The 16,686-nt window shown below is 73.0% G+C and carries 14 protein-coding genes and 1 pseudogene; 13 read left to right on the top strand and 2 right to left on the bottom strand.

What is annotated here, in order from left to right; all coding sequences use genetic code 11:
• Positions 1-89 precede the first annotated feature (89 nt).
• From ACLBYB_RS17370 to ACLBYB_RS17355, 4 genes are all read left to right on the top strand, one after another.
• Complete coding sequence (locus tag ACLBYB_RS17370; protein ID WP_103985870.1) at positions 90-653, top strand: Uma2 family endonuclease; 564 nt, start codon at positions 90-92, stop codon at positions 651-653.
• Between the two features lie 47 nt (positions 654-700).
• Entirely contained in the window at positions 701-1,042 is a 342-nt protein-coding gene (locus ACLBYB_RS17365) for a hypothetical protein (RefSeq protein ID WP_020096438.1), read from the top strand.
• Between the two features lie 120 nt (positions 1,043-1,162).
• Positions 1,163-2,014: a DUF1206 domain-containing protein gene (locus tag ACLBYB_RS17360; RefSeq protein ID WP_091682461.1), complete on the top strand. Its 852-nt coding sequence runs from the start codon at positions 1,163-1,165 to the stop codon at positions 2,012-2,014.
• A gap of 98 nt (positions 2,015-2,112) precedes the next feature.
• A complete protein-coding gene (locus tag ACLBYB_RS17355; protein ID WP_447699509.1) occupies positions 2,113-4,110 on the top strand; it encodes an SDR family NAD(P)-dependent oxidoreductase in 1,998 nt (665 codons plus the stop codon).
• Between the two features lie 42 nt (positions 4,111-4,152).
• Here ACLBYB_RS17355 and ACLBYB_RS17350 read toward each other — a convergent pair whose 3' ends face one another.
• Positions 4,153-5,178 carry a cyclase family protein gene (locus ACLBYB_RS17350; protein WP_091926036.1) on the bottom strand — a complete coding sequence of 342 codons (1,026 nt, stop codon included), beginning with the start codon at positions 5,176-5,178 and terminating at the stop codon, positions 4,153-4,155.
• A 325-nt stretch (positions 5,179-5,503) separates the two neighbouring features.
• On the opposite strand from ACLBYB_RS17350, the gene ACLBYB_RS17345 reads away from it, so the two are divergent.
• The 9 genes from ACLBYB_RS17345 to ACLBYB_RS17305 all read left to right on the top strand — a co-directional run bounded on the left by ACLBYB_RS17345 (position 5,504) and on the right by ACLBYB_RS17305 (position 16,392).
• Positions 5,504-6,763 carry an ABC transporter substrate-binding protein gene (locus tag ACLBYB_RS17345; protein WP_091926034.1) on the top strand — a complete coding sequence of 420 codons (1,260 nt, stop codon included), beginning with the start codon at positions 5,504-5,506 and terminating at the stop codon, positions 6,761-6,763.
• Positions 6,764-6,781: 18 nt separating this feature from the next.
• A complete protein-coding gene (locus tag ACLBYB_RS17340) occupies positions 6,782-7,657 on the top strand; it encodes a branched-chain amino acid ABC transporter permease (RefSeq protein WP_020095281.1) in 876 nt (291 codons plus the stop codon).
• A 257-nt stretch (positions 7,658-7,914) separates the two neighbouring features.
• Positions 7,915-8,835: a branched-chain amino acid ABC transporter permease gene (locus tag ACLBYB_RS17335; RefSeq protein WP_056524055.1), complete on the top strand. Its 921-nt coding sequence runs from the start codon at positions 7,915-7,917 to the stop codon at positions 8,833-8,835.
• The gene (locus ACLBYB_RS17330) at positions 8,832-10,337 is read left to right on the top strand and encodes an ATP-binding cassette domain-containing protein (RefSeq protein ID WP_447699508.1); all 1,506 of its coding nucleotides are present in this window, start codon (positions 8,832-8,834) and stop codon (positions 10,335-10,337) included. The genes ACLBYB_RS17335 and ACLBYB_RS17330 overlap by 4 nt, the downstream gene beginning before the upstream one ends.
• A 297-nt stretch (positions 10,338-10,634) precedes the next feature.
• Complete coding sequence (locus tag ACLBYB_RS17325) at positions 10,635-11,870, top strand: acyl-CoA dehydrogenase family protein (protein ID WP_447699507.1); 1,236 nt, start codon at positions 10,635-10,637, stop codon at positions 11,868-11,870.
• Entirely contained in the window at positions 11,867-12,925 is a 1,059-nt protein-coding gene (locus ACLBYB_RS17320) for a phosphotransferase family protein (protein ID WP_447699506.1), read from the top strand. The genes ACLBYB_RS17325 and ACLBYB_RS17320 overlap by 4 nt, the downstream gene beginning before the upstream one ends.
• A gap of 2 nt (positions 12,926-12,927) precedes the next feature.
• Positions 12,928-13,704 carry an SDR family NAD(P)-dependent oxidoreductase gene (locus ACLBYB_RS17315; RefSeq protein WP_447699505.1) on the top strand — a complete coding sequence of 259 codons (777 nt, stop codon included), beginning with the start codon at positions 12,928-12,930 and terminating at the stop codon, positions 13,702-13,704.
• A gap of 148 nt (positions 13,705-13,852) precedes the next feature.
• Complete coding sequence (locus tag ACLBYB_RS17310) at positions 13,853-14,623, top strand: SDR family NAD(P)-dependent oxidoreductase (RefSeq protein ID WP_447699504.1); 771 nt, start codon at positions 13,853-13,855, stop codon at positions 14,621-14,623.
• Entirely contained in the window at positions 14,620-16,392 is a 1,773-nt protein-coding gene (locus tag ACLBYB_RS17305) for a class I adenylate-forming enzyme family protein (protein WP_447699503.1), read from the top strand. The genes ACLBYB_RS17310 and ACLBYB_RS17305 overlap by 4 nt, the downstream gene beginning before the upstream one ends.
• Here the strand turns inward: ACLBYB_RS17305 and ACLBYB_RS17300 are convergent.
• Positions 16,359-16,686 (bottom strand): annotated as a pseudogene (locus ACLBYB_RS17300) (hypothetical protein); the annotation flags it as partial. The gene ACLBYB_RS17305 and the pseudogene ACLBYB_RS17300 overlap by 34 nt on opposite strands.

The raw sequence follows: 16,686 nt of genomic DNA, 5'->3' as shown, positions 1-16,686 counted from the left end.
GTGACGCCCGCGCGGGGATGGCCTTCCGGGCCGGACCTGTTGCGGGCGGCCGGCCCGGTGCTACGATCCGGCCGAGGTGGGGATCGGCGATGGCTCTGGCCGCGAAGCGCGACGCGCGGATGGATGTGTCCGAGTTCAGGCTCTGGGTGGAGGGTCGGCCCGCGCACGAGCGCTGGGAGCTGCTCGACGGCGAGCCCGCGCTCATGGCGCCGCCGCGGGAGCGGCATCAGCGAATCGTCATGAACCTGGCGGGACGCCTCGACGCCCTGGCGGAGCCGCGAGGCTGCCGCGCCATGCCGGGTCTGGCGATCCTCAGCGCCGCGATGGACGATTTCGCCCCGATCCCCGACGTGGTGGTGCGGTGCGGGCCGCCGCTGCCGGAGGGCTACGCCGCCGACCCGCTCCTCGTCGCCGAGGTGCTCTCGCCCTCGACGATGAGTCTCGACCGCGGCCGGAAGATCGACTTCTACCGGACCGTGCCGAGCCTCGCGGTCCTGCTGATCGTCTATTCCGACGAGGCGCGGGTCGAGGTCTGGCGGCGCGCGGGCGACGACTGGAGCGTCGCGGCCCTCGGGCTCGACGGTACCGTGTCGCTGCCGGAGCTCGACGGCGCCGTGCCGGTGCGCGACCTCTACCGCGGTCTCGCCTTCTGAGCGGCCGCACCCCACCTGATCGAACGGCGAAGCATCAAGGCACCGACTTGCCCCATTTCGAAGATTTCTACGCGGCCAAGCTGCGCGGCTCCCTCGGCGTGACCGACGCCGAGTCGGTGCTCGACCTGCGCGGCACCAACCGGGCGACCGCCGAGGCCTCGCTCAAGGACATGCTGGAGCGCAGCCGCTTCGCCAAGGGCAAGACCGTGGCGATCCGGCTCGATCCGCCCCCGGAGGGCGGCGGCGAGACCCTGTTCCAGCCGGCCGGGCGCCTGCTCCTCGACGCGAAGCGCCGCGGCCTGATCGAGCGCCTGCAGACCCTGCCGGCCCAGGACGGGCTCGGCTTCTACGTGGCGCTCACCGGCCGCGCCGACCGGACGCCCATGTAGGGCGGCCACGGAGGTTGTGCCGGCAACGGATCGGGTGCGCGCCGCCGGGCGTTGAACGCTCCCGCTCCACAGGATGCCGCCCGTGCCCGACACCCGATTCCCCGAAGCCGGGTCCCGCCGATGAGGACCCTTCCCGGCGGCCGCAACGCGATCGAGCGCATCGCCCGCTTCGGCTACGGCGCCCGCGGCGTGGTCTACATCGTGGTCGGCGCCCTGGCCCTGCTGGCGGCCCTGGGGCATGGCGGCCGGGCCGGCGACAGCAAGGACGCGCTCCGCGCCGTCATGGCCGGGCCGTTCGGCGCGGCCGTCGTCGGCCTGATCGCCCTCGGCCTCGCCGGCTTCGCCCTCTGGCGCCTCGTCGAGGGCATCACCGATGCCGACCGGCGGGGCACCTCCGCCAAGGGCCTCGCGGTGCGCGGTGCCCACCTGATCAGCGCCGGGCTCTACCTCGGTCTCGCCGCCAGCGCGGCCTCGCTCAGCCTCGGCCTGGGCATGAGCGGCGGCGACGGCGTGCATGACGGGACTGCGTGGCTCCTGAGCAAGCCCTTCGGCCGCTGGCTCGTGGCCCTCGTCGGCCTCGCGGTCGTCGGCGGCGGGTTCGGCTTCCTCGGCAAGGCGTGGCGCGGGGACGTCACCGACCGGCTCGCCCTCGACGCCCGGGCCCGGGACCGCTGGGCCGGCCCGATCGGCCGCTTCGGCTACGCGGCGCGGGGCCTCGCCTTCCTGATCATCGGCGGGTTCCTCGTGGCCGCCGCGTGGCACCAGCGCTCCTCGGATGCCAAGGGTCTGGCCGAGGCCTTCGCGCTGCTGCGCGCACAACCCTACGGCTGGATCCTCCTCGGGCTCGTGGCGGCCGGCCACGCCGCCTTCGGGGCCTTCGGGCTGATCCAGGCCCGCTACCGGCACATCGACGCCCCCGACATCGACCGGGTGGACGACGCGGCCGGTGCGGCGGCCCGGGCGCTGGGGTGAGGCCGGCGCCGCCTCCGGCCCCGGCTCCGGCCCTGGGCGGGCCGCGTTGACAGGGCCGGTGCCGCGGCGGATACCCCCGGCATCCCATCCGGCTCCCGATGCAGCAGCGCCTCTACAAGACCGCGGTGATGGTGACCCACGACCTCGCGGCGACCGCTGCCGCCGTGGTGCTCACCTTCCTGTTCCGCTTCCAGGGCGGCATGCTGGCCGAGCGTCTGCACGCCCTGCCCCTGCTGCTGCCGCCGTTCCTCGTCCTCGCCGGCCTCGTCTACGGCCGCTTCCGGCTCTACCGGACCAAGTGGCGCTTCGCCTCGTTGCAGGACCTCGCCGGCATCGTCCGGGCGGCCAGCGTCCTGGCCCTGGCGCTCCTGGTGATCGACTGGGTGCTGGTCTCGTCCGACCTCTACGGCTTCTACTTCTTCGGCAAGATCGCGATCCTGCTCTACTGGGTGCTGCAGATCTTCTTCCTGGGCGGCACGCGCCTGGCGTTCCGCTACCTCAAGGACACCCGCTCCCGGCAGTCGAGCGCGCGGGCCGCCACCGTCCCGACCCTGCTCCTCGGGCGCGGCGCCGACATGGACGTGCTGATCCGGGCGATCGAGGCGGGCTCGGTGCGCAAGCTCGCGCCGCGGGGCATCCTGTCGCCCCGGGCGGACGAGCGCGGGCAGTTCATGCGCGGCGTGCCGGTGCTCGGCGGCTTCCCGGATCTCGAGCGCGTTGTCGCCGACCTCGCCGCCCGCGGCGAGCCGGTGCGGCGGCTCGTGGCCGCCCCGAGCGCCCTCGTGCCGGAGGCGGCGCCGGACGACCTGATCGCCCGCGCCCGGCGCCTCGGCCTGCCCCTCGCCCGGGTCGTCGGCCTCGGCGAGGGCGTGCAGGGTCCGGAACTGGCGCCGCTGGAGATCGAGGACCTGCTGCTGCGGCCGACCGTCGCCATCGACCGGCCGCGCCTGGAGGCGTTCCTCGCCGGCCGCCGGGTCGTGGTGACCGGCGGCGGCGGGTCGATCGGCTCGGAGATCTGCCTGCGGGCCGTGGCCTTCGGGGCCGCCGCCGTGCTGGTGCTCGAATCCTCCGAGCCGGCGCTCCACGGCATCCTCAGCCACCCCGCGATCCTGGCCGCCGAGACCGCCGTGACGGGGGTGCTGGCCGATATCCGCGATCGTGAGCGGACCCACGCGGTGATCGCGGCGTTCCGGCCCGACTACGTGCTCCACGCCGCCGCGCTGAAGCAGGTGCCCTACCTGGAGCGGGACTGGCAGGAGGGCATCAAGACCAACGTGTTCGGCTCGATCAACGTCGCCGAGGCGGCGGTGGCGGCGGGCGCGCGGGCGCTCGTGATGATCTCCACCGACAAGGCGATCGAGCCGGTCTCGCAGCTCGGCGTCACCAAGCGCTTCGCCGAGATGGTCGCCCAGGCCCTCGACGCCGCGCAGTCGGCGCGGCCGGACCACCCGACCCGGCTGATCGCCGTGCGCTTCGGCAACGTGCTGGGCTCCGTGGGCTCGGTCGTGCCGGTGTTCAAGGCGCAGATCGCCCGGGGCGGCCCGGTCACCGTCACCCACCCGGACATGGTCCGCTACTTCATGACCGTGCGCGAGGCCTGCGACCTCGTGCTGACGGCCGCCTCCCACGCCGACGGCGAGGCCCGGGCGGGCGCGGAGCGCGCCGCGGTCTACGTGCTCAAGATGGGGCAGCCGGTGCGGATCGCCGACCTCGCCGAGCGGATGATCCGGCTGGCGGGCTTCGAGCCCGGCACCGAGATCGAGATCGCCTATACCGGCGCCCGGCCCGGCGAGCGGCTCAACGAGATCCTGTTCGCCCGCGAGGAGCCCCGGATCGCCCTGCCGGGCATCGACGGGGTGATGGCGGCGCGGCCGGTCTTCGCCGACCGGGACCGGCTCGACGCCTGGGTGGCGCGGCTGCGCGACGCCGTGGCGGCCGGCGACCGGGCGGCCGCCGAGGCCGTGTTCGAGGCGGCCATCCCGCATTTCCGCGAGCGCGCAGTCCTCCGCCCCGGGCCGCCCCAGGGAGTCGCGGAACCGGCCGCGGAGCCGGTCGGCGACCCGCCGCGCGCCGCCGCACCCGCCGCCCTCGGCTGATCCGGGCGACCTCGGAAGCGCGTCCCGGGTCCGCTCCGATCCTCACACCGTGGCGATCGGCGTCGTCGGCGAGCCGACGGCGCCGGGCAGGCGCAGCGGCGGGGCGGTGAGCAGGAAGCGGTAGCGGCCGCGGGCCCGCAGCCAGTCGGCCAGCGGCGTCAGGTGCCACAGCTCGCCGAGATTGACCCCGAGCTTGAACAGGCAGTGCTCGTGGAGCGGCAGCGTCGCGCAGCAGGCGGGGCCGGGGCCGGCCGGGTAGGCCTCCACCGCGTAGTTGTCGGCGATCAGCGCGCAGAGCCCGGTGCGGGTGATCCAGTCGAGGAGGCGCGGGTCGCGCCCGTCGAGGCCGGCGCAGAGGGTTTGGACGAGCTTCGGGTCCGGCGCGCCGCCCATGGCGATCAGCCGCTCGGCGAAGCCCGTGTGCAGGCAGACCATGTCGCCCGGCTCCACCACGACGCCGTCGGCCTCCAGGATCCGGGCGAGCTCGTCGTAGCCGACGCGTGTCCTGGCGTCGCCGAGATGGGCGCGCAGGTCGATCATCACGGCGCGGCCCTGCATGCCGGTCTCGGCGAGGCGCTCGATCCCGAGGCGCTTCGCCCGGGACGGCTCATCCGCCGCCTCCGGTGCGCTCGGCCCGACGATGTCGCGGCCGCCGCGGAAGCCGTTGTAGAAGGTCGGCGCGGCGCCCGCCCCGTCCGCGTCGAACAGCGAGCCGACATGGGCGAGCGAGTCCCACTGCGTCGAGTATTGCAGGTGGATCAGCGCGCGGTCGTCGCAGATCACGTCGGTGGCGCCGTCGACCTCCTCGCAGACCGGGAAGTTCATGTTCGGCCGGCCGTTGGCGCGGCGCGTCGGGGTGATCTGCGGCGGGTGACGGCGCGGGTTCAGGACGTTGCCGCCCGGCAGGTCCAGCGGCAGGCTCAGACAGAAGGTCAGCCCTTCGCGCACCTCGGCGACCCCCTGCAGCACCTTCTCGGGGGTGAGCAGGTTCAGGCGTCCCAGCTCGTCGTCGGGGCCGAAATCCCCCCAGGTCGAGCCCTCGGGCCGCCGCGTCCAGCGCAGGGTCATGCCTGTGGTTCCCCTGCCCGTGCCGGCCGCGGAGCGGGCCGCTTCCCGAGGCTCCGGGGCCGCGGTCCGGGGCGAACCCCGGCCGCGGCCGAGCGTGCGTTCCTCACCGGACCGTGCCCTTCTTCGAGGCCGCCGGGCCCGCGCTTCGCAGGGCCGCGGCGAGCCTAGGATGCGGCGGCGCGCGGCGATACCCCGGGCGGAAAACGACTCGGTGCAAACGTCACCGGCCGGTCCCGACCGGCCCCTTGTGATCCGTCGGAGCGCGGGTACAGTCCGGGCCAAGCCCGCGAATATAAAATTCGGGCACTGGGATGAGGGAACGCCGATGTCCGAGACCGTGCGCGCCGCCGCCCGGGTTGCCCCGATTCGGCGCACGCTGCCCGCGCTGATCGCCGCGGGGCTGGTCGCCGCCGGGCCCGTCCGGGCCGCGGACCCGATCAAGATCGGGGTGATCGCCGAGGCGCAGTCGGTGGCCGGGGCCTCGATCCCGCAGGCCGTCCAGCTCGCCGCCGACGAGATCAACGCCAAGGGCGGCGTCGACGGGCGCCAGATCCAGGTCGTCACCTACGACGACAAGTCCTCCGCCTCCGACGCGGTCCGCGCCTTCCAGCGGGCGGTCTCCGAGGACAAAGTCAACCTCGTCATCGCCAGCTACATCTCGGAGGTCGTGCTGGCGCTGATGCCCTGGGCGGCCCGGCTCAAGACGCCGATGATCACGCCCGGCGCGGCCTCGAACGAGATCAGCGTCGCGGTCCACAAGGACTACGCGCGCAACAAGTACACCTTCCACGGCTACCTGACCTCGCACGCCCTGGCGCAGGCGGTCTGCGATTCCGCCAAGGAGGTGCTGGTCGAGAAGCTCAAGGCCAAGACCGCCGCGATCATGAGCGAGGACGCGGCCTGGACCCGCCCGCTCGACGCCGCCTACCAGGAATGCCTGCCGAAATCCGGGCTGAAGGTGGTCGAGCACGTCCGCTTCTCCCCGGACACGGGCGACTTCACGCCGATCTACAACAAGATCGAGGCGGCCAAGCCCGACCTGATCGTCACCGGCATCGCCCATGTCGGCGTGCAGCCGACCGTGCAGTGGCAGAACCAGCAGGTGCCGATCGCCATGACGGGGATCAGCGGCCAAGCGACCTCCTCGACCTTCTGGGCCAACACCAACGGCGGCACGCAGGGCGTGCTGTTCGACAGCGTGGCGGTGCCGGGCGTGGCGCTCACCGAGAAGACGATCCCGTTCGCCGAGGCCTTCACCAAGCGCTTCGGCGGCGCGCCGTCCTACGCGGGCTACATGGCGTACGACGCCACGCACTACGCGGCGGAGGCGGTCAAGCGGGCGGGCTCCACGGAGGCCGACAAGCTCGTCGACGCCCTGGAGAAGACCGACTACGTCGGCACCGTCGGGCGCCTGAAATTCTACGGCAAGGACGAGCCGTTCACGCACTCGATCCAGTACGGGCCCGGCCTGATGACCAGCGTCCTCGGGCAGTGGCAGAACGGCAAGCAGGTGGCGATCTGGCCGGCCACCACCGCCAACGGGACCATGATCCTGCCCCCTGCGGTGAAGGCGGCGGGACGGTAACCGGGCGGGGAGAGCGCGATGATCGGCCTCCAGATCCTCGTCGACGGTTTCGCGATCTCGTCCCTCTACGCGCTCGGCGCGATGGGCTTCACCCTGATCTTCGGGGTCTCGGGCGTCCTCAACCTGACCCACGGCGCCCTGATGGTCATGGCCGCGGTGGCGGCCTGGGCGGCCTCGGCGCTGTTCGGGCTCGGGTCCTACGCGGGCGCGGTGATCGGCATCCTGTGCGGGCTCGCGGGCGCGCTGGTCACCTACTTCGCGGTGGTCGCGCCGATCGAGCGCAGCCGGGCCATCCCGCGGGAGGAGAAGGAGATCTTCGTGCTCACGGGGACGCTGCTCTGGGGGATCATGATCCAGGAGCTGGTGGCCTACTTCTTCACCGACAACCCGAAGACCGTGCTGCCGATCGTCGAGGGCGTCTTCGAGATCGCCGGGGTGCGGACGCCGAGGAACCAGGTCTTCACCGCGGTGATCTGCTGGGTGGTGATCGGCCTGCTCTGGCTGTTCGTGAACCGGGCGCGGGCCGGCAAGGTCCTGCTCGCCGCCTCCATGAACCCGCGGGGCGTCACGCTGCTCGGCCACGACATGGGCAAGATCTACGTGGCGGTCTGGGCGATCTACGGCCTGCTCGCCGGCACCGCCGGGGTGCTGCTCGGGATGTTCCTCGGGGTGTCGTCGTACTCGGTGGGCCCGCTCACCGCGAGCGCCTTCTCGATCGTGGTGCTGGGGGGCTTAGGGAGCGTCACCGGCTCGCTGATCGCCGCCTACGTGGTGGGCTACCTCGAGACCGCCACCGCCTACCTGATCTCGCCGGCCTACCGGGTGATCCCGGCGCTGCTCCTGCTGGTCGCCGTCATGTACCTGCGTCCGCAAGGTCTGCTGGGGCGGCGGTGATGATGGAACCGGAGTGGGGCATCGACGCCGGCGGCAGAGCGCGACGCACCCCCTCTCCCGGGCGGGAGAGGGCCGGGGTGAGGGATGAGAAGGCTCCGGATGGAGCACCCCACCTCCGGGCATTCCGGTCGCGCCTCGTCCTGCAAGACGTGATCCCTCACCCTGTCCCTCTCCCGCACGGGAGAGGGGACCCGCGCTTTGCCCGTATCGCTTCGGGCAATCGGATCCCTCGCAGTCGGTCCCGGTCTGGCTAACCCATGAAGCTCCTCACCACCCCCGGCTTCTGGATCGCGGTCCTCGCCGTCCTGGCCGCCGCCACCCTGCCCTGGTGGGTCTCCGGCTACATCCTCGGCCTCCTGACCATCGCCTACTATTTCGGCGTGTTCTCCATGGCCTGGGACCTGCTCTTCGGCTTCGCCGGCGAGGTGAATTTCGGACCGACCTTCCTGATCGGCCTCGGGGCCTACGGCGCCGGCATCCTCAACAACCGCTACGAACTGCCGATCCCCTACTGCCTCGCGGCCGGGACCGTGCTCGCCGTGGTCGGCGGCCTCGCCCTGGCGCTGCCGGCGCTGAAGGTCCGCGGTCCCTATTTCGGGCTGATCACCCTGGTGGCGGTCCTGCTCCTGCAGAACATGATCGTGGTCTTCTCCGGCCTCACCGGCGGCGAGATCGGCCTGACCGTGCCGGACGTCATCTCCATCGACGCCGACACCAATTACTGGCTGGCGCTGGGCTTCATGGCGGTCTCGGGCCTGATCCTCACGGCCATCGCCCGCTCGCCCGCGGGGCTGATCCTCCAGGCCGCCGGCCAGGACCCGGTGGTGACCGGGGCGCTCGGCTTCAACGTCGCCAAGCACAAGCTCGCGGCCTTCGCGGTCAGCGCCGCCTTCTCGGGCCTCGCGGGCGGGCTGGTGGTCTTCTACATGGGCACCGCCTCGGTCGGCACGCTGATCAACACGTCGGTGGGCGTGCAGGTGATCATCGCGGCGGTGCTCGGCGGCCGGCGCACCATCGTGGGCGCGGCTCTGGGCGCCGTGTTCCTGATCGCGGCGGGCGAGCTGCTGCGCCCGCTCGGCGGCCTCTCGACCTTCGTGGTCTCGGCGGTGGCGCTCCTCGTGATCCTGTTCGTGCCCTCGGGGCTGCTCGGCCTCGGATCGCTCCGGAGAGCCCGATGACCGTCGCCGTCGCGCCCCCGCCGGCCGTGTCGCCCGTCATGGCCGAGCCCTGCCTCACCGTGCGCGGCCTGACCAAGCGCTACGGCGGCCTCGTCGCCGTCAAGAACATCGACCTCGACCTGCGCCCGGGCGAGATCCTCGGGCTGATCGGCCCCAACGGCTCGGGCAAGTCCACCGTGATGAAGCTGATCATGGGGCTGGAGCGGCCGAGCGCCGGCTCGATCCGCCTCGACGGCACGGAGATCGGCGGCATGCCGGCCCACCGGGTCGCCCGCTCCGGGATCGGCCTCGTGTTCCAGCACGCGCGGCCGCTCCAGCGGCAGACCGTGCTGGAGAATATCAGCCTCGCGCTCCTGCCCGACAGCCTGATCCGGCTGGCGGCCGACCCGCACGTGGCGCGGCGCGCGAGAGACATCGCCGAGCGCGTCGGCCTCGGCGCGGTCATCGACCGGCGCCCCGGCACCCTGCCCTTCGCGGATCTCCGCCGGCTGGAGCTCGCCAAGGCCATCGCCCGCGACCCCCGGGTGGTGCTGGTCGACGAGCCCTTCGCGGGCCTGACCGGCGGCGAGGTCGCGGCCTTCTCCGAGCTGATCCGCGGCTTCCGCGACGAGGGCAAGGCCGTGCTCCTCGTCGACCACAACGTGAAGAGCGTCGCGGCCATCGTCGACCGGGTGTTCGCGATGTATCTCGGCGAGCGCATCGCCGAGGGCTCGGCCGAGTCGGTGATGGCCGACCCGACCGTGCGCCGGGTCTATCTCGGCGGCAGCATCGAGACGGCGGCCCGGCCCGAGGCGGCGTTCAAGCCCGACTCGCTGCTCACCGTCGAGGGCGTCGACGTGCTCTACGGCAAGGCGCAGGCCCTGCGCGCCGCCTCGATCCATGTCCACGAGGGTGAGTTCGTCTCGGTGGTCGGCCTGAACGGCGCCGGCAAGACCACGCTGTTCAACGCCATCTCGGGCCTCGTTCCGCACACGGGCACGATCCGGTTCGACGGCCGGGACCTCTCCCGGATGAAGCCCGCCGCCATCGCGCGGGCCGGCATCGTCCAGGTGCCCGAGACCCGGGAGCTGTTCGGCGACCTCAGCGTGCGCGAGAATCTCGACCTCGGCGGCCAGCATTTCCCGAAGGCCGAGAGCGCCAGGCAGCGCGACTGGCTCTACGAGCTGTTCCCGATCCTCAAGGACCGCGAGACGCAGAGCGCCCGCACCCTGTCGGGCGGCGAGCAGCAGATGCTGACCATCGCCCGGGCGCTGATGATGCGCCCGCGCCTCCTGATCCTCGACGAGCCGACGCTGGGCCTCGCCCCGGTGATCCTGGAACTGCTGTCGAAGGCGCTGGAGAAGCTGCGGCAGACCACGCCGATCACGGTACTGCTCGGCGAGCAGAACGTCACCTTCGCGCTCCCCCACGCCGACCGGGTCTACGTGCTGGAGCAGGCGCGGATCGTCTGGGAGGGACCGCCGCAGCGCTTCGCCAGCGAGATGGGATCGGCCTATCTGTGAGCGGCGGCGTGATGTGGGTCGATCGAGCGCCACGTTCGATTCGGGTCGGAGCGCGGGTCCCCTCTCCCGTGCGGGAGAGGGACAGGGTGAGGGATCAGGTCTGTCCAGAGAGGGCTCGACCTGACTGCGCGACAAGGGCGGGCTCGATCCTGTGGCTTCTCGTCCCTCACCCCAACCCTCTCCCGCACGGGAGAGGGGGCGCGTCGCGCCGTGGGTGAAGGCAATGGGAAGGCGGGCAGCCCGCGCACGCAAGCTCGGTGCGCTCGCCCGGCAGAGAAACCCTAGGGAGCGGACACCGTGGACTTCACCCTCTCCCAGTCCCAGACCCACTGGCTGACCCGCGTCCGCGCCTTCATCGCCGACGCGATCCTTCCGGCCGCCGCCGCGGTGTCGGCCGAGCGCGCGCAGAGCCGCGAACCCTCCCCCACGATGGAGCGGCTGAAGGAGAAGGCCCGTGCCGAGGGCCTGTGGAACCTGTTCCTGCCGCCCTCCCCCGAGCACGACACCGACGCCTATCGCGGCGCCGGCCTGACCAACCTCGACTACGCGCTGTGCGCCGAGGCGATGGGCCGGGTCGGGATCGCCTCGGAGGTGTTCAACTGCGCGGCGCCCGACACCGGCAACATGGAGGTGCTGCACCGCTACGGCACCGCGGCCCAGAAGGACCGGTGGCTGAAGCCCCTGATGGCGGGTGAGATCCGCTCGGCCTTCCTGATGACCGAGCCGGAGGTCGCCTCCTCGGACGCCACCAACATCGCGACGGCGATCCGCCGCGACGGCGACCACTACGTCGTCGACGGCCGCAAATGGTGGTCGACCGGCGTCGGCGATCCGCGCTGCCGGATCGCGATCCTGATGGGCAAGACCGACCCGGAGGCCCCCCGCCACCGGCAGCAATCGCAGATCCTCATCCCCATGGACACGCCCGGGGTCCGGGTGGAGCGCCTGCTTCCGGTCTTCGGCTACGAGGACGCGCCCAAGGGCCACGGCGAGGTGGTGTTGGAAAACGTCCGCGTCCCGGCCGGAAACCTGATCCTCGGCGAGGGGCGCGGCTTCGAGATCGCGCAAGGTAGGCTCGGGCCAGGCCGCATCCACCACTGCATGCGCACCATCGGGGCGGCCGAGGTGGCGCTGGAGGCCATGGCGCGGCGGCTCGTGTCCCGGGTCGCCTTCGGCAAGCGGATCAGCGAGCAGTCGGTCTGGGAGCAGCGGGTCGCCGAGGCGCGGATCGACATCGAGATGACCCGCCTCCTCTGCCTGAAGGCCGCCGACATGATGGACAAGGTCGGCAACAAGGGCGCCAAGCTCGAGATCGCCATGATCAAGGTCGCGGCGCCGCGGGTGGCGCTCAAGGTGATCGACGACGCCATCCAGGCCCATGGCGGGGCCGGCGTCTCGGAGGATTTCGGGCTCGCGAAAATGTACGCCCATATCCGCACCCTGCGGCTCGCCGACGGGCCGGACGAGGTGCACAACCGCTCGATCGCCCGCCTGGAATTCGGGCGCTACACCAATGCCCGCGAGGGCGCATGAGCGACGCGGATGTCTTTTCCGGCGTGAAGCCGGTCGAGCCGCGCCACCGGATCGACGAGGCGAAGCTCGCCGCCTGGATGGACGGGCACGTCCGCGGCTACGCCGGGCCGCTCACCGTGCAGCAGTTCCGCGGTGGCCAGTCGAACCCGACCTACCGGCTCGACACGCCGGGCCAGGCCTACGTGCTGCGGCGCAAGCCCTTCGGCCCGCTCCTGCCCTCGGCCCACGCGGTGGAGCGCGAGTTCCGGGTGATCGGCGCCCTCTACGGCGAGGGGTTCCCGGTGCCGCGCCCCTTCGCCCTGTGCGAGGATCCCGACATCATCGGCGCGGCCTTCTACGTGATGGAGGCGGTGGACGGCGCCGTGCACTGGGACGGGGCGTTGCCCGGCCTCGATCCCCACGCCCGCCACCGGCACTATGCCGGCATGATCGCGACGCTCGCTCGGCTCCACGCCATCGACCCGGAGGCTGCGGGGCTCTCCGATTACGGCCGGCCCGGCAACTACTTCGCCCGGCAGGTCGACCGCTGGACCCGCCAGTACCGCGCCGCCGAGGACGGGCGCCTGGAGGATGTCGAGCGACTGATCGCGTGGCTGCCCCGGACGGTGCCGGAGCAGCAGGGCGCCTGCGTGGTCCACGGCGATTACCGTCTCGACAACCTGATCTTCTCCCGCGACGGCGGCGTCAGCGCGGTGCTCGACTGGGAGCTGTCGACCCTCGGCGATCCGCTGGCGGATTTCAGCTACCTGCTGATGCAGTGGGAATTGCCCGCCGACGGGCGCAGCGGGCTCGGCGGCCTCGACCTGACGGCTCTGGGCATCCCCACCCGTGACGAGGCGGTGGCGCTCTACTGCCGGGCTGCGAACCGGAAAAACCTGCCCGACCTCGACTGGTACTTCGCCTACAACCTGTTCCGGCTGGTCGGCATCCTCCAGGGGGTGGCGGCCCGCGCCAAGGCCGGCAACGCCGCGAGCGAGCACGCCGCCGCCATGGCGGCGCGCGTGCCGAAGCTCGCGGAAGCGGCCTGGGGCTTCGCCGAGCGGGCGGGGGCCTGAAGATGGAGCTGTCCGGCCGCGTCGTCGCCGTCACCGGGGCCGCGAGGGGCATCGGCCGGGCGCTCGCGGTCGCGGCCAGGGCCCGGGGCGCGACGGTCGTGGCCCTCGACCGGGACGGGGCAGGGGCGCAGGACGTGGCGGCGGAACTCGGCGGACGGGCCTTCGCGCTCGACGTCGGCGACGCGGAGGCGGTCAGTGCGATCCTGGCGCGCATCGAGGCTGGGACCGGGCCGATCGCGCTCTACTGTTCCAACGCGGGCATCCTGGAGCGCGACCCCGATCCGGATCTGGCCACCTCCGCCGACCCGGAGAGCTGGGCGCGCGCCTTCGCGGTGAACGTGATGGGTCACGTCCACGCCGCGCGGGTGCTGGTCCCGCTCTGGCGCGCCCGCGGCGGCGGCGCGTTCCTCGGAACGGTCTCGGCGGCCGGGCTCTTGAGCCAGATCGGCAGCGCCACCTACGGGGCGACCAAGCACGCGGCACTCGCCTTCCTGGAGCATGTCGCCATCGCCCACGCCGAGGACGGGATCCGGGTCGCCGCCCTGTGCCCGCAGGGCGTCGACACCGCCATGCTGGGGGAAGCCAGCGCCGCGTCGCGCGACGGCGTGCTGGCGCCGGAGACCGTGGCCGAGGTCGCCCTCGACGGGCTGGCTTCGGGGCGCTTCCTGATCCTGCCGCACCCGCAGGTGGCCGAGTACGCCCGCCGCCGGGCCGAGGACCCCGAGCGCTGGCTCACCGGCATGGCGCGCCTGCGCCGGTCGATGCGGGACGGGACGTGACGATGGGCGGCGTCCGGCGACATTGTCGGCGGCCGGATGGGGCGCGGGTCCCCTCTCCCGTGCGGGAGAGGGGGCGCGTCGCGACCGTCCTATCCCGTGAAACGAGGATCGGAGCCGTTCGCCGCTTCATCCAGCGCGGAGGCGAGCCATGTCCCTGTTCGATCTGACCGGCAAGACCGCCCTCATCACCGGCTCGTCGCGGGGCATCGGCCGGGCGATCGCCCTGCGGATGGCCGAGCACGGCGCCCGGGTGGTGATCTCGTCGCGCAAGCGCGAGGCCTGCGAGGCGGTCGTGGCCGAGATCGAGGCCGCCCATGGGGCCGCCCGCGCCGTGGCGATTCCGGCCAGCATCTCGGTGAAGGAGGAGCTGGAATCCCTCGTGGCCGAGACCGAGAGCCGGCTCGGCCCGGTCGACGTGCTGGTCTGCAACGCCGCCAGCAATCCCTATTACGGGCCGCTCGCCGGCATCTCCGACGCGCAGTTCCGGAAGATCCTCGAGAACAACGTCCTGTCGAACCACTGGCTGATCCAGATGGTCGCCCCCGGCATGGTCGCGCGGCGGGACGGCGCGATCGTCATCGTCTCCTCCATCGGGGCGCTCAAGGGCTCGCCGGTGATCGGCGCCTACAACGTCTCGAAGGCCGCCGACCTCCAGCTCGCCCGCAACTACGCGGTGGAGTACGGCCCCGCCAACGTCCGGGTGAACTGCCTGTGCCCGGGGCTGATCCGCACCGATTTCGCCCGGGCGCTGTGGGAGGATCCCGAGATGCTGGCCGCCACCACGGACGCCGCGCCCCTGCGCCGGATCGGCGAGCCCGACGAGATCGCGGGTGCGGCCGTGTTCCTGGCCTCGGCGGCCGGCCGGTTCGTCACCGGTCAGGCGCTCGTCATCGACGGCGGCGTGACGATCGCGCGATGAGCCCCGATCTCCGGATTCCCGCCGGCTGGCCGGCCCTGCCCTTTCGCGAGGCCGAGGCGCGGCTCACCGCGTCAGGTGGGCCCTTCGCCATCGCCACGGTGCCGATCCGGGGTGTGCCGACCCGGATCTGGGAGAAGGCGCCGCCGACGCTGGGCGATCTGTTCCGGATCGCGCGCGGCCACGGGGACAAGACCTTCGTGGTCTACCAGGACGAGCGCGTGACCTTCACGGGCTTCGCCCGCGCCGCCACCGCCCTGGCGCGGGGTCTGATCGAGGCCGGCGTGCGCAAGGGCGACCGGGTCGCCATCGCGCAGCGCAACCTGCCCGAATGGCCGGTGAGCTATTTCGGCGCGCTGCTCGCCGGCGCCATCGCCACGCCGCTCAACGCGTGGTGGACCGGGCCCGAACTCGCCTACGGCCTGCAGCATTCGGGCGCGCGGGTGCTGATCGCCGACGGCGAGCGCTTCGACCGGATCGCCCCGCACCTGCGCGAATGCCCGGCCCTGGAGCGGGTCCTCACCACCCGGACCGCGCCGGACCCCCGGGCGACGCCGCTCACCGACATCGTCGGCCGGGTCCACGACTGGGGCGCCCTGCCCGACTTGCCCCCGCCCGAGATCGCCCTCGACCCGGAGGACGACGCGACCCTGTTCTACACCTCCGGCACGACCGGCAAGCCCAAGGGGGCGGTCGGCACCCACCGGGCGGCCGCCACCACGGTGATGGCCTACCCCTACTCGGCGGCGCGCAGCGCCCTGCGCCGGGGCGAGGCGCCGCCGAAGCCCGACCCGGCCGCGCCGCAGCGGGCGGCGCTGCTGGTGATCCCGCTGTTCCACGTCACCGGCTGCCACGCGAGCCTGGGGGCGGCCCTCTACGGCGGCCACCGGCTGGTGATGATGCACCGCTGGGACGCCGCCGCGGCCCTCGACCTGATCGAGCGGGAGGGCTGCACCAGCGCGGGCGGCGTGCCGACCATCGCGTGGCAGCTCGCCAACGCGGCCCGGGAGGCCGGCCGGCCGCTGCCGACCCTCGAGGGCGTCACCTACGGCGGCGCCCCGGCCGCCGGCGACCTCGTGCGGGCGCTGGGCGAGGCCCTGCCGCGGGTCGTCCCGGGCACCGGCTGGGGCATGACCGAGACCTCGGCGACCTTCACCCACCACCAGGGCGAGGATTACCTCGCCCACCCGGAATCCTGCGGACCGCCCCTGCCGGTCTGCGAGGTGCGGATCCTCGATCCCCTCGGGCAGGATCTGCCGCCGGGCAGCGTCGGCGAGCTGTGCGTGAAGGGCCCGAACGTGGTCCGCGGCTACTGGGACGACCCGGCCGCCACCGCGGAGGTCCTCTCCGAGGGCTGGCTGCGCACCGGCGACCTCGCCCGCGCCGACGAGGAGGGCTTCCTGACCATCGTCGACCGGATCAAGGACATGCTGATCCGCGGCGGCGAGAACATCTACTGCTGCGAGGTCGAGAACGCCCTCTACGCGCACCCGGACGTGATCGACGCCGTGGTGCTGCCGGTGCCCCACCCGACGCTGGGCGAGGAGCCGGGCGCCATCGTGGTGCTGGCCGAGGGCGCCGAGACCGACCCGGAGGCGATCCGCGCCTTCGCGGCCGAGCGGCTCGCGGCGTTCAAGGTGCCGGTGCGGATCGAGATCTGGGACGGGCTCCTGCCCCGCAATCCCGCCGGGAAGATCCTGCGGGCGCCCCTGCGGGCGGTGTTCGCGGCGGGCTCAGCTCAGAACGGCTCGCCCTCGTCGTCCGGGCGATAGACCCGCAGGGTCCGGCCGTCGGGGAACTGCACCGTCCGGCGGTGGACCACGACGTAGCCGGCGGCCTGGGCGCTGCTCAGGCGGTCGAGGCGGTCGTCGGTGTAGCCCTGGGTGTAGCCCTGGGCGTAACCCGGCTCGTAGCCGTAGCCCGGCCCGTAATTGTAGGCCCGGTAGCGGGCGTAGCCCTCCGGGGGCGGCGGCGCGGCGGCGACGGCCTGCGGGGCGGCCCGGACAGACCGGGCCGGCGCGGCGGCGACGCGGGCCCGGCGCGGCGCGGCGGCGATCCGCTTGGGC

Source organism: Methylobacterium sp. D54C (assembly GCF_053345595.1).
This window is presented reverse-complemented; position numbering and strand designations above follow the sequence as displayed.